The 14,639-nt window shown below is 71.5% G+C and carries 14 protein-coding genes; 13 read left to right on the top strand and 1 reads right to left on the bottom strand.

Annotated elements, in window-relative coordinates; translation table 11 throughout:
* The first annotated feature begins 18 nt into the window (after positions 1 to 18).
* The 12 genes from VNT59_RS15120 to flhD all read left to right on the top strand — a co-directional run bounded on the left by VNT59_RS15120 (position 19) and on the right by flhD (position 12,763).
* The gene (locus tag VNT59_RS15120) at positions 19 to 1,365 is read left to right on the top strand and encodes an EAL and HDOD domain-containing protein (RefSeq protein WP_325499503.1); all 1,347 of its coding nucleotides are present in this window, start codon (positions 19 to 21) and stop codon (positions 1,363 to 1,365) included.
* Between the two features lie 92 nt (positions 1,366 to 1,457).
* Complete coding sequence (locus VNT59_RS15115; RefSeq protein ID WP_325499501.1) at positions 1,458 to 2,288, top strand: CheR family methyltransferase; 831 nt, start codon at positions 1,458 to 1,460, stop codon at positions 2,286 to 2,288.
* A complete protein-coding gene (cheD, locus tag VNT59_RS15110; RefSeq protein WP_325499499.1) occupies positions 2,285 to 2,881 on the top strand; it encodes a chemoreceptor glutamine deamidase CheD in 597 nt (198 codons plus the stop codon). Before VNT59_RS15115 ends, cheD begins: the two co-directional genes overlap by 4 nt.
* Positions 2,878 to 3,960: a chemotaxis response regulator protein-glutamate methylesterase gene (locus tag VNT59_RS15105; protein ID WP_325499497.1), complete on the top strand. Its 1,083-nt coding sequence runs from the start codon at positions 2,878 to 2,880 to the stop codon at positions 3,958 to 3,960. Before cheD ends, VNT59_RS15105 begins: the two co-directional genes overlap by 4 nt.
* A 16-nt stretch (positions 3,961 to 3,976) precedes the next feature.
* Entirely contained in the window at positions 3,977 to 4,369 is a 393-nt protein-coding gene (cheY, locus tag VNT59_RS15100; RefSeq protein WP_325499494.1) for a chemotaxis response regulator CheY, read from the top strand.
* A 9-nt stretch (positions 4,370 to 4,378) separates the two neighbouring features.
* Positions 4,379 to 5,014, top strand: a complete 636-nt coding sequence (cheZ, locus tag VNT59_RS15095; RefSeq protein WP_325499492.1) for a protein phosphatase CheZ — start codon at positions 4,379 to 4,381, stop codon at positions 5,012 to 5,014.
* Positions 5,015 to 5,131: 117 nt separating this feature from the next.
* On the top strand, positions 5,132 to 6,274 hold the full coding sequence (gene flhB / locus VNT59_RS15090) for a flagellar biosynthesis protein FlhB (protein ID WP_325499490.1): 1,143 nt from the start codon (positions 5,132 to 5,134) through the stop codon (positions 6,272 to 6,274).
* Positions 6,271 to 8,364 carry a flagellar biosynthesis protein FlhA gene (gene flhA / locus VNT59_RS15085; RefSeq protein ID WP_325499488.1) on the top strand — a complete coding sequence of 698 codons (2,094 nt, stop codon included), beginning with the start codon at positions 6,271 to 6,273 and terminating at the stop codon, positions 8,362 to 8,364. The genes flhB and flhA overlap by 4 nt, the downstream gene beginning before the upstream one ends.
* 5 nt (positions 8,365 to 8,369) lie before the next feature.
* Positions 8,370 to 10,769 (top strand): flagellar biosynthesis protein FlhF, encoded by a 2,400-nt coding sequence (gene flhF, locus VNT59_RS15080; protein WP_325499486.1) that lies wholly within the window; start codon positions 8,370 to 8,372, stop codon positions 10,767 to 10,769.
* Complete coding sequence (locus VNT59_RS15075) at positions 10,766 to 11,563, top strand: flagellar biosynthesis protein FlhG (protein ID WP_325499484.1); 798 nt, start codon at positions 10,766 to 10,768, stop codon at positions 11,561 to 11,563. Before flhF ends, VNT59_RS15075 begins: the two co-directional genes overlap by 4 nt.
* A 12-nt stretch (positions 11,564 to 11,575) precedes the next feature.
* Positions 11,576 to 12,307 carry an RNA polymerase sigma factor FliA gene (locus tag VNT59_RS15070; RefSeq protein ID WP_325499482.1) on the top strand — a complete coding sequence of 244 codons (732 nt, stop codon included), beginning with the start codon at positions 11,576 to 11,578 and terminating at the stop codon, positions 12,305 to 12,307.
* 120 nt (positions 12,308 to 12,427) lie between these two features.
* Positions 12,428 to 12,763: a flagellar transcriptional regulator FlhD gene (gene flhD, locus VNT59_RS15065; protein WP_325499480.1), complete on the top strand. Its 336-nt coding sequence runs from the start codon at positions 12,428 to 12,430 to the stop codon at positions 12,761 to 12,763.
* A 40-nt stretch (positions 12,764 to 12,803) separates the two neighbouring features.
* On the opposite strand, the gene VNT59_RS15060 is transcribed toward flhD, so the two are convergent.
* Positions 12,804 to 13,226 carry a hemerythrin domain-containing protein gene (locus tag VNT59_RS15060; protein WP_325499478.1) on the bottom strand — a complete coding sequence of 141 codons (423 nt, stop codon included), beginning with the start codon at positions 13,224 to 13,226 and terminating at the stop codon, positions 12,804 to 12,806.
* A 351-nt stretch (positions 13,227 to 13,577) separates the two neighbouring features.
* Here VNT59_RS15060 and VNT59_RS15055 point away from each other — a divergent pair.
* Positions 13,578 to 14,639 (top strand): methyl-accepting chemotaxis protein (locus VNT59_RS15055; RefSeq protein ID WP_325499477.1); only part of this gene is annotated, 1,062 nt, incomplete at its 3' end.

Raw genomic sequence — 14,639 nt, 5'->3', positions numbered from 1 at the left:
CTGAGCGAGGAACCCGCCATGAGCCTCTCGTTGTTCGGCCGCTCCAAGCCCGTCTGCGGCGCAGCGTCGACGCGGGGCGCGGCGGCCTCCACCCCCGACACCGAGCCGTTCAGCCCCACCGTGCCGGCGCTGCCGCCGCAGCCGCAGCCGCAGGCGCAGCGCGCGGGGCTGGTCACCTATTCGTGGCTGCTCGATCCGAGGAAGCAGATCATCGGCTACCGGCTGCGCTGGCAGCCGCGCGCCGGGGCGGCCGCGGACGACGGGCAGGCCCTGCAGGCGCTGGTCACGGCGGTGGCCGACGCGCTGGTGCATCGCGAGCGCGGCTGGCTGCTGGGCAAGTCGGGACTCATGTTCGACATGACGCTGGAGGCGGCGCTGCGCGGCATCGACTGGGGCCGGCTGCCGGCGCGCAACATCGTGCTGTGCTGGAGCGGGGCCGACTTCGGCCGGCCCGAGGCGCTGCCGGTGCTGCAGGCGTTGCGGGCCGAGGGTTTCGGGATCATGGTGTCCGGCGAGCTGCCGGACGAGGCGGCGGTGCGCGAACTCATCACCCACTTCGACGTGGGCACCGGCGACGCCGCGGCGCTGGCCACCTGCCGCTCGATCGCGCGCCGGCCGGTGCATCCGGTGGCCACCGGCATGGCGGACTGGAGCGGCTTCGACGCCTGCGCGTCGCGCCGGGTCCCGGTGCTGGTGCCGCCGGCCGTGCCGACGCCGCAGGACGCGAGCCCGCGCGGCCCGCTGCAGCCGCAGACGCTGCTGGTGGTGCGGCTGCTGCAGATGGTGCAACGCAACGAGGACGTGCGCGAGATCGAGGCTGCCCTCAAGCACGATGCGGCGCTGACCTACCGCCTGCTGCACCACATCAACTCGCCGGCGGTCGGCGCCGGCGTCCAGATCCAGTCGCTGCGGCACGCGGTGGCGATGCTCGGCTACTCGCGGCTGTTCCGCTGGCTGTCGGTGCTGCTGATGACCACCGACGTCAAATCGAGCCCGCCGTTCCTGATGAAGAAGGCGATCGTCCGCGGCCGCTTCGTCGAGCTGCTGGGGCAGGGCCTGCTCGGCGCGAAGCACGCGGACAACCTGTTCCTGGTCGGCATGTTCTCGGTCATGGACCAGCTGCTGCGGCTGTCGATGACGGAGTTGCTGGAGCGGGTGCAGCTGGAGGACGCAGTGCAGCTGGCCATCCTCGGCAACGGCGGCGTCTACGGCCCGTTCCTGGAGCTGGCGCTCGCCTGCGAGGCCGGCGCCGAGCGGGCGGGCGACCTGGTCGACGGCCTCTTCATGAGCGAAAGCCAGGCCAACGCGGCGCACCTGGCGGCGGTCACCTGGGCCCAGGAGATCAGCCGGTCCGAGGTCACGTGATGCCCGGAGATGCGGGCGATTCCCGTCGTTCATCCGCGCTTTGTCCGGCGCCGGGCGTGGCTACATTCAACGGCCCGCTCTGCACGCCGCCCGTGACCTCCGAATTTCCGCTCACCGATCGCGACTTTTCCCGCATCCGCCTGCTGATCCACCGGCACGCCGGCATCGCGCTGGGCGCCCACAAGCGCGAGATGGTCTACAGCCGCGTGTCGCGGCGCCTGCGCCAGCTGAAGCTGCGCGACTTCTCCTCCTACCTCGACCTGCTGGAGACGCACCAGGACGGCGACGAGTGGCAGGTGTTCATCAATTCGCTGACGACCAACCTGACCTCGTTCTTCCGCGAGCCGCACCACTTCCCGGTGCTGGCCGAGCTGGCCCGCCGCAGCCGCGACCCGGTCACCGTGTGGTGCGCCGCCGCCTCGACCGGCGAGGAGCCGTACTCGATCGCGATCGCCCTGGTGGAAGCGCTGGGCGAGCGGGCGGCCAGCGCGCGGATCATCGCCACCGACATCGACACCGAGGTGCTCGCGCATGCGGCCGCCGGCGTGTTCCGCCAGGAGCGGGTCGGCCCGTTGTCGCCCGAGCGCCTCAAGCGGTTCTTCCGCAAGGGCGTGGGCGCCAACGCCGGCTATGTGCGGGTGCAGCCGGAGATCGCCGCGATGGTGAGCTTCGAGCGGCTGAACCTGCTCGACCCGCAGTGGCCGGTCAGGGAACCGCTCGACGCGATCTTCTGCCGCAACGTGATGATCTATTTCGACAAGCCAACCCAGAAGCAGGTGCTGGAGCGGTTCGCGCCGCTGCTCAAGCCGCACGGCCTGCTGTTCGCCGGCCATTCGGAGAACGCCTCGCTGGTCAGCCCGCTGTTCCGCTCGGCCGGCCAGACCGTGTACTCGCTGGCGCCCGCGCGCCGGGGCGGACCGTGAGCGCCGAGATGCCGGCCGCCGTCGCGCGCCACCACTACTTCGACCGCAACTTCGGGCGCATGGCGGTGAAGCTGCTGCCTTGCGAGTACTACGTGACCAACCGGTCGGCCGTGCTGCTCACCGTGCTGGGCTCGTGCGTGGCGGCCTGCCTGCACGATCCGCTGGCCCGGGTGGCCGGCATGAACCACTTCATGCTGCCCGACGAGGCCGAGGAGGGCGCCGACGACCCGGCCGCCATGCGCTACGGCACCCACGCGATGGACGTGCTGGTGCGCGAACTGGTGCGGGCCGGCGCGCGCCGCGAGCGGCTGCAGGCCAAGGTGTTCGGCGGTGCCGCGGTGCTGCCCAACATGCCGTCGCTGAACGTGGGCGACCGCAACGCCGAGTTCGTGCTGCGCTACCTGCAGGCCGAGAAGATCAATCTGTACGCGCAGGACCTGGGCGGCAGCCAGCCGCGGCGGGTCGGCTTTCTGGCCGAAAGCGGCAAGGTCGTGGTGCGCAAGTTGCGCGCGGCGCAGGACGTGAGCCAGGTCGAGCGCCAGGAGATCGACCTGCTGCGCGGCGTGGCCGGCGAGCGCGGAGGCGCCGCATGAGCCGCAGGATCGGCGTGCTCTGCGTCGACGACTCGGCGCTGATCCGGCAGGTGATGGCCGAGATCATCGGCAGCCAGCCCGACATGCAGGTGGTGGGCGTCGCGGCCGACCCGCTGATCGCGCGCGACCTGATCAAGTCGCTGAACCCGGACGTGCTGACGTTGGACGTCGAGATGCCGCGGATGGACGGGCTCGACTTCCTGGAAAAGCTGATGCGGCTGCGGCCGATGCCGGTGGTGATGGTGTCGTCGCTGACCGAGCACGGCTCCGAGATCGCGATGCGCGCGCTGGAGCTGGGCGCCGTCGATTTCGTGACCAAGCCGCGCCTGGGCATGCGCGACGGGCTGCTGCAGTACGCCGACGAGATCGGCGAGAAGATCCGGGCCGCCGCCTGCGCCCGGCTGCGCACGGCGCCGCGCCGCGGGCCCCAGGCGCCGGCCGTCTCCGGCGGCGCCGAACCGCCGCTGCACAAGCCGTTCCTGAGCACCGAGAAGCTGATCGTGATCGGCGCCTCGACCGGCGGCACCGAGGCCATCCGCGAGGTGCTGCAGCCGCTGCCGGCCGATTGCCCGGGCGTGCTGATCGCGCAGCACATGCCGGCCGGCTTCACCCGCTCGTTCGCCCAGCGCCTGGACGGCCTGTGCCGCATCCACGTCAAGGAAGCCGAGCACGGCGAGCGGGTGCTGCCGGGCTACGCCTACATCGCGCCGGGCGGCTACCACCTGTCCCTGGGCCGCAGCGGCGCCAATTACGTGGCGCACCTGAGCCAGGACGACGCGGTCAACCGGCACCGCCCCTCGGTCGACGTGCTGTTCGACTCGGCCGCCCGCAACGCCGGCGTCAACGCCGTCGGCGTGCTGCTGACCGGGATGGGCAAGGACGGCGCCGCCGGCCTGCTGCGCATGCGCCAGGCCGGCGCCCACACCTTCGCCCAGGACGAGGGCAGTTGCATCGTCTTCGGCATGCCGCGCGAAGCCATCGCGCTCGGCGCGGCGGCCGAAGTCCACCCGCTGCAGGACATGGCGCATGCCGTGCTGGCGCACCTGCGGACGCTCGGCGAGCGAACCAGCCGGATTTGAGAACACTGGAGAGACCGTGATCGACAAGAGCATCAGGATCCTGGTCGTGGACGACTTCCCGACCATGCGGCGCATCGTGCGCAATCTGCTGAAGGAACTTCAGTTCGACAACATCGACGAAGCCGAGGACGGGCAGGCGGGGCTGGACAAGCTGCGCGGCGGCAACTTCGGCTTCGTGATCTCGGACTGGAACATGCCGAACATGGACGGCCTGTCCATGCTCAAGGCGATCCGCGCCGACGCGGCCCTGTCGGCCCTGCCGGTGCTGATGGTCACCGCCGAGGCCAAGAAGGAGAACATCGTCGCCGCGGCCCAGGCCGGCGCCAGCGGCTACGTGGTCAAGCCGTTCACGGCGGCCACGCTGGAGGAAAAGCTGACGAAGATCTTCGAGAAGATGGCCAAGGGCTGAGGGCGCGACATGAGCGAGAACCTGACCCCAAGCGAGCCCGGCGCCGCCGGCGAGATCCTCGGCCGCATCGGGCACCTGACGCGAATGCTGCGCGACGGCATGCGCGAACTGGGACTGGACCGCCAGGTGGCCCGCGCGGCCGAGGCGATTCCGGACGCCCGCGACCGCCTGAACTACATCGCGAGCATGACCGAGCGGGCCGCCGAACGCGCGCTCAATGCGGTCGATGCCGCGCAGCCGGTGCAGGAAAGGCTGGCCGCCGACGCGAAAGTGCTGCAGCAGCGGTGGGCGGCGGCCGACGCGCCGGCCGCCGGCTCCGACGCCGGCGAGCTGATCGCCGACACCCGCCGCTACCTGGCCGCGGTGCCGGAGCAGGCCGGCGCCATCAACCGGCAGCTGCTGGAAATCATGATGGCGCAGGACTTCCAGGACCTCACGGGCCAGGTCATCAAGAAGATGATGGAAGTGATCAACGACGTCGAGACCCAGCTGATGCAGGTCCTGATCGATCACGTGCCCAAGGGCCAGGCGGTGGCCGAGGACAGCGAGAGCCTGCAGAACGGGCCGCAGATCAAGCCCGGGCTCCCGTCGGGCGTCTCGAGCCAGCAGGAAGCGGACGACCTGCTGGCCAGCCTCGGGTTCTAGGCTGCATCGGCCGATCAGAGCGGCCAAGCCGCTGCTGATTGGCCCATTGCCGCCGCTCACCCCCGCGAATAATCAGCCGCAAGCGCGCGCCATTGCGCGCGCGCATGCATCACCAGAATGGCTGACGAAAGCGATCTCGAAAAGACGGAACAGCCCTCGGCGCGGCGGCTGGAAAAAGCCCGCGAGGAGGGCCAGGTCGCGCGTTCGCGCGAGTGGGTCACCTTCGCCCTGCTCGCCGCGGCGCTGGGCGGGCTGCAGCTGACCGGCGGGGTGCTGGAAAGCCGGCTGGGCGCGACGCTGCGGCACGGCCTGGCCTTCGAGCGCAACGTCGCCTTCGACCCGGCCAGCATGCTGGCGCTGGCGCGGGCCCAGGCGTTCGACGGCCTGATCGCGGTCGCCCCGGTGCTGGCGGTGATGGCGGCGGTGGCGCTGCTCGCGCCCATGATGCTGGGCGGCCTGCTGTTCTCGCCGCAGTCGATCGCGCCGGACTTCAAGAAGCTCGATCCAATGGCGGGGCTGGGCCGGATGTTCTCCGGCCAAGCGCTGGCCGAGCTGCTCAAGACGATCGCCAAGTCGCTGCTGATCGGCGGCGTCGGCTACCTCGCGATCAGGGACAACCTGGGCGCGATGGCGGACCTGATGACGCAGCCGCCGCGCGCGGCCATCCCCCACGTGCTGGCGCTGGTGATGCGCTGCTGCACGCTGATCGTCGGCTCGCTGCTGCTGGTCGCCCTGGTCGACGTGCCCTACCAGCTGTGGTCGCTGTACCGCAAGCTGCGCATGTCGCGCGAGGACGTGCGCCAGGAGCACAAGGAAAGCGAGGGCGACCCGCAGCTCAAGGCGCGCATCAGGCGGCAGCAGCAGGCGCTGGCCCGCCGCCGGATGATGGCGCAGGTGCCCAAGGCCGACCTGGTGCTCACCAACCCGACCCACTTCGCCGTCGCCCTGCGCTACGACGACGGCGCGATGAGCGCGCCGCGGGTGGTGGCCAAGGGCACCGAACTGGTGGCCCAGCGCATCCGCGAGATCGCGCGCGAGCACCGGGTCGAGGTGGTGGAGTCGCCGGCGCTGGCCCGCTCGCTCTACAAGCACACCGACCTGAACCAGGAGATCCCCGCCGGGCTGTACACCGCCGTCGCCGAGCTGCTGGCGTGGGTCTACCGGCTGCGCCGCTGGCGCGCCGACGGCGGCCTCGAGCCCGCCGCGCCGGCCGCGCCGGTCATTCCGCCGGCGCTGCAGTACCCGGGAGTCCCGGCATGAACCAGCTCGCCGCTTTGCTGCGCCTGCCGCCGGACGCCCTGTCGGCGCGCAAGCTCCAGGGCCTGGCCGGCCCGGTGCTGATCGTGATGATCCTGTCGATGATGGTGCTGCCGCTGCCGGCCTTCATCCTGGACATCCTGTTCACCTTCAACATCGCGATGGCGGTGATGGTGCTGCTGGTCAGCATGTACACGATGAAGGCGCTGGACTTCGCGGCCTTTCCGGCGGTGCTGCTGTTCTCGACGCTGCTGCGGCTGTCGCTGAACGTGGCCTCGACCCGCGTCGTGCTGCTCAACGGCCACACCGGCCCCGACGCGGCGGGCAAGGTGATCGACTCCTTCGGCCACTTCCTGGTCGGCGGCAACTTCGCCGTCGGGGTGATGGTCTTCATCATCCTGGTGCTGATCAACTTCATGGTGATCACCAAGGGCGCCGGCCGGATCGCCGAGGTGGGCGCGCGCTTCACGCTCGATGCGATGCCGGGCAAGCAGATGGCGATCGACGCCGACCTGAACGCCGGCCTGATCGGCGAAGACGTGGCCCGCCAGCGGCGCGCCGAGGTGTCGCAGGAGGCGGACTTCTACGGCTCGATGGACGGCGCCAGCAAGTTCGTGCGGGGCGACGCGATCGCCGGCCTGCTGATCATGGTGATCAACATCATCGGCGGGCTGGTGGTGGGGATGGCGCAGCACGGGCTGGACTTCTCGACCGCGGCCAAGACCTACACCCTGCTGGCCATCGGCGACGGCCTGGTGGCCCAGATCCCGGCGCTGGTGATTTCCACGGCGGCCGGCGTGATGGTGTCGCGGGTGACGACCGAGGAGGACGTCGGCCGCCAGCTCACCAGCCAGCTGTTCGCCAACCCCCAGGTGCTGATGCTCACCGGCGCCATCATCGGCCTGCTGGGCCTGATCCCCGGGATGCCGCACCTGGCGTTCCTGCTGATCGCGGGCGCGCTGTTCTGGTTCGCCCGCCGCGGCGGGGCCGGCGGCGAGCCGGCGGGCCAGGCGGGCGGCGAAGGCGCGGCGGCGGCCGCCGGCGCCGCCGCCGAAACGCCGGACGTGTCGTGGGAAGACGTGGCGCTGGTCGATCCGCTCGGCATGGAAGTGGGCTACCGGCTGATCCCGCTGGTCGACCGCGCGCAGCAGGGCGAGCTGCTCGGGCGCATCAAGAGCATCCGCAAGAAGATCGCGCAGGAGGTCGGCTTCCTGGTGCCGGTGGTCCACGTCCGCGACAACCTCGAGATCCGGCCCAACGCCTACGTCATCACCCTCAAGGGGGTCCCGGTCGCCCAGGGCGAGGCGTTCCCGAACCAGTGGCTGGCGATCGATCCCGGCCAGGTGAGCGGCACCCTGCCGGGCGCGCCGACCAAGGACCCGGCGTTCGGCCTGCCCGCGGTCTGGATCGACGCCAACCTGCGCCAGCAGGCGCAGATGTACGGCTACACGGTGGTGGACGCCTGCACCGTGATCGCCACCCACCTCAATCACGTGATCAGCGGCCACACCGCCGAACTGCTCGGCCGCCAGGAGGTGCAGCAGCTGATCGACCAGGTGGCCAAGCAGTCGCCCAAGCTCACCGAGGACCTGGTGCCCAAGGTGGTCAGCCTGTCGACGCTGCAGAAGGTGCTGCAGAACCTGCTGGAAGAAGAGCTGCCGATCCGCGACATGCGCACCATCCTGGACGTGATGGCGGACCACGCCGGCACCGTGAAGGACCCGGTGGAGCTGACCTCGCTGGCGCGGCTGGCCCTGGGCCGGGCCATCACCGAGCAGGCCTTCCCCGGCAACGCCGAACTGCAGGTGATCGCCCTCGAACCCGATCTCGACCGGGTGCTGACCCACGCGTTGAGCGCCAACAGCGGCATCGAACCCGGCCTGGCCGACAGCCTGCTGCAGCAGGCCCAGGCCGCGATGGCGCGCCAGGAGCAGATGGGGCTGGCCCCGGTGCTCGTCGTGCAGCATCCGCTGCGGGTGCTGCTGTCGCGCTACCTGCGCCGCAGCCTGCCGCAGCTGAAGGTGCTGTCGCACGCTGAAATTCCCGACTCACGCACGCTGCGGATCACCGCGACCATTGGAGCAAGAGCTTGACTGCCATGAGCACACCGGCGCCCCGCAAATTCCGCGCCCCCACGAGCCGCGAGGCGCTGCGCCTGGTGCGCGAGTCGCTCGGCGACGACGCCGTCGTCCTGGCGAGCCGGGCGGTGACCGACGGCGTCGAGGTGATCGCGATGGCCGAAGGCGACACCGAGTCGCTGATGGCGGCCGCGGCGCCGCCGGCACCCGTTGTTGCCGCTGCCGCCGCTGCCGCCGCTGCCGCCGCTGCCGCCGTTGTCCCCGCTGCCGCCGTTGTCCCCGCTGCCGGTGCCGACGCCGCGCCGCCGGCGGCCGCCGGCGCAGCCCCCGACGCGGTGCTGAGCGAGCTGCACTCCATGCGCAGCATGATCGAGGAGCGGCTGGCCAGCGTGCTGTGGAACGACCAGCAGCGGCGCGACCCGGTGCGCGGCCGGCTGCTGCGCACCATGCTCGGCGCCGGCTTCAGCGCCCGGCTGTCGCAAGCCATGCTGGGCCAGTTGCCGCCGGGGCAAAGCTATGCCCAGGGGCTGGCCTTCGTGCGCGCCGAACTGGCGCGCGCGCTGCCGGTGCAGCAGGACGAGGACGCCATGCTGGCCGCCGGCGGGGTCTACGCGCTGGTGGGGCCGACCGGCGTCGGCAAGACCACCACCACGGCCAAGCTGGCGGCGCGCTGCGTGATGCGCTTCGGGCCGGAGCAGCTGGCGCTGGTCACCACCGACGGCTACCGGATCGGCGCCTACGAGCAGCTGCGCATCTACGGCCAGATCCTCGGCGTGCCGGTCCATGCCGTGAAGGACTCGGCCAGCCTGCACGCCGTGCTGGGCGAACTGCAGGACAAGCACATGGTGCTGATCGACACCGTCGGCATGAGCCAGCGCGACCGGGCGGTGTCGGACCAGATCGCGATGCTGTGCAGCGCGGGCCGGCCGGTCAGGCGGCTGCTGCTGCTGAACGCGGCCAGCCACGGCGACACGCTCAACGAGGTGGTGTACGCCTACCAGCGCGCGGGCCACGGCAACGAACTGGCGGGCTGCATCTTCACCAAGCTCGACGAAGCCGCCTCGCGCGGCGCCTTGCTCGACACGGTGATCCGCCACCGGCTCCCGGTGCACTACGTCTCCAACGGCCAGAAGGTGCCGGAGCATCTGGTCGCCGCCAGCGGCGCCCAGCTGGTCGACGATGCCTTGCGCGGTCCCGCGCCGGGCGCCTTGTTCGTCCCCGATCCCGATCTGCTGGAACACGTGGCGCCGGACGCCGCGCCGCCAACGGGCGGCCCGGCCGCGGCGGCCGAGGCGCCCTCGGAACGGCGCCAGGAACAGTACCAGCGCCTGATCCGCGCCATGGCGCACGACGCCGGCGAAGTGGCGGCCGCGGCACGCTCGCTCGAGCAGGCCGAGGTCGGCTTCGCTGCCGCCCACGCCCTGTGGGCATCCGAGCCGGCCGCCCAGCCCGACGCCGACGCGACGCTGGCGCAGCTGCAGCAGGCGGCGCGGGCCGAGGCCCTGGCCGGCTGCGACTCGCATGTGCTGGCGGTCTGCGGCCGCGTCCGGCTGGACGCCGACGAGTTCGGCCACGGCTTCGACCTGCACGGCAGCGTGCTGCTCTCGGATCGCCACGGCGAGCCGTTCGCCGCCCCCAACCAATGGCTCACGGCCAGCCGCGACGCCAAGAGCGGTGCGCGCCAGCTGCAGTGGCTGCGGCAACAGGACTTCGGCCGGCCGCTGATGCACCTGCTGCCGCGGCCGCCGGCCGGCGACGAGCTGGCGCGCTGGAGCGCCGAGGGGCTGGCCTGGCTGGCGCGCGCCGGCGGCTCGACCCTGGTCACCGACCTCGGGCCGGCCGCCACGGCGCCGCTGTGCTGCCTCGAGCCGGCGTTCGGCTCGGCGCAGCCGCTGGTGTTCAAGGGCCGGGCGGCGCTGCGGGCCCAGGCCGAGACCACGGTGGCGAGGCGCCGCGGCGGCGCCGACCAGGTCCTGCGCTGCCTGGTGCGCCGCACCACCGACGCCGCCAGCGGCAAGGTGCTGGAGCACCTGTTCCTGCTGAGCAACGCGCCGGCGGAAATCGCCGCCGACCGGCTGTGGCAATGGCAGGATTGGAGCGAACGCGCCGATGCCTGCCTGCGCCTGGCCGGCAAGGGACTGGCGCTGCTGGGCGGCGGCATCGACGAGCCGGGCACGCCGGCGCTGACCAGGCGGCTGGCGATCGCCGGCCAGGTCGCGACCTGCGCCTGGCGCGTGCAGCACCGGACCGGCGACCGGGCCGGGCGCACCCGCGTGCTGCTGGCCGAACTGGCCGGCCGCCGCAGCGACGGCCCGCTTTCGGGCAACGTCATGTACGAGGGCCTGGCCAAGCTGTTCCCGCTGCTCGACGCGCTCCAGGCGGATGCCGCCGAAGCGGCGCGGCCCGGGAGCCCGGCATGAGCCAACCGGTCGACCAGGCCGAGGGACTGCGCCGGCTGCTCACCGCCGGGCGGCCCCGGATCGTCGCCTTGCTCGGCATGTCGGCCGGGGTCGGCGCGACCACGGCCGCCATGAACCTGGCGGTGGAACTGGCGCGCGACGGCGGGCCGGTGCTGCTGCTGGACGAACATGCCGGCGCCGCGGCGTCGGCCTGCGCCAGCTGGGCCGTCGCGCCGCCACGCCTGGACCCCCGCGGCGCACCGGCCGAGGTGGCGGCCGGCGTGCAGGTGCTCGCGGCGCCGGCCGGCGCTGCCCGGCCCGACTTCAATCCGCGCGCGCTGTGCCCCGGCGGCCTGATCGTGATCGACGTGGCGCTCGATGCGGCCGGCCAGCTGTCGCCGCTGGCGCGCCTGGCCGACGACCTGGTGGTGGTGATGCAGCCGCTGGCGGCGTCGATCACGGCCACCTATGCCGGACTCAAGCGCATGCAATACATCCACGCCCTGCAGACCTTCCAGTTCCTGGTGGCCAATGCGGCGAGCGAGCAGCAGGCCGAGGTGGTGATCGCCAACGTGGTCAACACCAGCAGCCGCTTTCTCGCGGTGTCGCTCAAGCCCCTGGGCTGGATTCCGGCCGACGCGCTGGTGGGCGACGCCGGGCGGCGCCACCAGACCGTCTGCGAAGCCCACCCCGGCAGCGCGGCGGCATGCGCCTTCCGGCGCGTCGCGCGCGCCCTGCGGCACGGCGCCGAAGGGACGCGGCAGGGGCGTGACATCGCGAGCCGTGCGCTCGCGCGCGGCCGCGCCGCGGCCTGAAGGGCAGGCGCGATGTACACCGCCCGCGGAACGATCGACAAGTCGCACCTGCTCGAGTCGTACCTGCCGCTCGTGCGCAAGATCGCCGTGCAGATGATGGCCCGGCTGCCGGCCAGCGTCGAGCTCGACGACCTGATCCAGGCCGGCCGCATCGGCCTGCTCGACGCCTGGCAGCGCTTCGAGGAGAACACGGCGGCGTCGTTCGCGACTTTCGCCAGCCAGCGCGTGCGCGGCGCCATCCTCGACGAGCTGCGGGCGATGGACTGGGTGCCGCGGCGGGTGCGGCAGTCGGCCCGCCAGGTGGAACAGGCGATCCAGTCGGCCTCGCACCAGGCCGGCCGGGCGCCGACCGAGCCCGAGATCGCGCGCGCCCTGAACATGAGCCTCGACGAGTACCACGAGCTGCTGGTCGAGATCCAGGGCTGCCAGCTGGTGTATGCGGAGGACCTGAAGAGCGACGACGCCGACGGCTCGCCCTTCGATCAGCAGGCCGCCCCCGGCCAGGGCGGCCGCTCGGGCGACGATCCCATCGCCGCGCTGCTCGGCGCCGAGTTTCGCGGCCGGCTGGCGCAGGCGATCGGCCAGCTGCCCGAGCGCGAAGCGCGGGTGCTGAGCCTGTACTACCAGGAGGACATGAACCTGCGCGAGATCGCCTCCGTGCTGGAGGTGAATCCCTCGCGCGCCAGCCAGTTGCACAACCAGGCGATCACGCGGCTGCGGACGCTGCTGAAGGACGTGATCTGACAATTCGCCAAACACTGTTGCATGCTCAGCAATTTGCTTACTTGCATTGGGTAACAGACCGTGACAATGGGTTCATGGCTCGGATCCGCCGCGCCGCCGAACTGGAACCGGTTGTCGCACATGAAAACGTTTGACGGAACGAACGAGGCCTCGCAGGAAATTGCCGACCTCAACCTCACCTACATGCTGCTGGCGCAGAAGCTGCTGCGCCAGGATCGGGTGGGCGCCATGCTGCGCCTGGGCATCAGCACCGAGCTGGCCGACCTGCTGATCGGCATGTCGCTCGCCCAGATCATCAAGCTCGCCACCAGCAATTTCGTGCTGTGCGCCTTCCGCCTGGACGATCTGCCGGTGGCCCAGGTCGTGCAGGGCACGCGCCAGGCCGCGCTGACCCAGGCGCACCTGTCGATCGTGCTGGCCGGCAGCCACACGCAGGCGGCGCTGGCCGCGGCCTGAGGTTCCCCGTCGCGGCCACGCGGGCGCGTGGCCGCTGCCCCTAGGCGGGGACGGCGGCGGCTTCGATCGCCGGATAGAACTCCCGGTTCTCCCGCTGCATGCGCTCGAACACCTGCTTCAGGACCACGTTCGCCGAAGCGCGAAAACCTTCCGGGTCCTTCTCGATCTGCGGCGCCGTGTGCCACCTGGCCGCAAACGACAGGTAGGCGGTCGCAATGCCATCCATTTCCTCCTGGTAGCTGCGGCTCATCGACTTGAGCCGCTCGTCGCCAGTCGCCTCGACCGACGGATACAGCACCCGGTCCTCCACCGCCAGGTGCAGCCGCACCACGCTGCTCAGGCTGACGACCCGCGCCGCGATCGTCCGCGCGCTCTGCGCGATGCCCTGCCGGGCGAGGCGGCGCAGCTCCTCGATCCCGTTCAGGATCTCGACGTGCTGGTGCTTGAATTTGTCGATGTTCATGGCTCGGTCCTCTCAGTCCTCGAAAGCGCCAGTGTATGCAAAGATGCACGCTACGTGCATCAATAGACGGCCCGATCGTCGGGCCATCGATCGCGACGGCCGGCCGGCGGCGCGGGCCGGCGTGCGCCGCGGCCCAGCGCCCGCGCCGCCGGCACGGGCGAAATTTGACCCAGGTCAAACGCCAGCGCTGCCGCGCTGATCGGCCGGCCGGTTGGGCCGATATGCAAGGTGACGCCTCCGGAGCGGCCCGCCACTGCGCGCCGACCCGGTCGGCGCGCCTGGTGACCAGCAACCTTTCCCGCATCGCAAGCGCGGGTACCGACCCGCGTCCCAACCCAAACCGGAGACAACATGAAGTTCAGCAACCTGAAAATCGGCGCCCGCCTCGGCGTCGCGTTCGGCATCCTGCTGATGCTGGTGGCCGCCATCGGCGGACTCGGCGTCGCCACCATGGCCAGCATCGAGGGCCGGCTGGAGCAGATCGTCGGCCACCACATGGCGCAGGTGAAGCACGCCGACGTCGTTTCGGCGGCCATCCGCGACATCATGCTGAGCATGAGCATCATCGTGCAGGCCCAGGACCCGGCCGTCACCACGGCGCAGAAGGCCAAGATCGCCGCGGCGCGCGACACCTACGGCAAGGCCAAGAAGGCGCTGGCCGAGAACGCCGGCGACGAGCTCACGCGGGCGCTGCTGTCCCGGATCGACACCACGCTCAAGCCGGCGGCGGCGGCCAACAACCGGGTCATGGCGTTGGCGGACGGGGGCCAGGCCAAGGAAGCATCGGACCTGTTTCTCAAGGAGTCCGAACCCGCCGGCAACGTGTTGATCGCGGCCGTCGACCAGATCGTGGCGCACCAGCGCGCCCAGGCCGACGCCGCCGCGCACGAAGCCGCGGTCGAATACGAGCGCGCGCGCATCGGGGTCATGCTGGCGGTGGCGCTGGTGTTCGCGCTCGGGGCCGCCACGGCCTGGCTGAGCACGCGCTCGATCACGCGGCCGCTGCGGCGCGCGCTGGCCGTGGCCGAAACCGTGGCCAAGGGCGATCTCACGGTGCAGGTCGAGGTCGGCTCGCGCGACGAGACCGGCCGCCTGCTGCAGGCGCTCAAGGACATGAACGGCAGCCTCGGGACGCTGGTCGGACGGGTGCGCGCAGGCACCGATGCGATCGCCACCGCTTCCGGCCAGATCGCCACCGGCAACCAGGACCTGTCGCAGCGCACCGAGGAGCAGGCCAGCTCGCTGGAAGAGACGGCGGCCTCGATGGAGGAGCTCACCGGCACCGTCAAGCAGAACGCCGACAACGCGCGCCAGGCCAACCAGCTGGCGCAGTCGGCCGCCGACGTGGCCGTCAAGGGCGGCACGGTGGTCGGCCAGGTGGTGGACACCATGGCCTCGATCAACGAATCGTCC

The organism is Ramlibacter sp. (assembly GCF_035554825.1).
GTDB lineage: Bacteria > Pseudomonadota > Gammaproteobacteria > Burkholderiales > Burkholderiaceae_C > Ramlibacter.
This window is presented reverse-complemented; position numbering and strand designations above follow the sequence as displayed.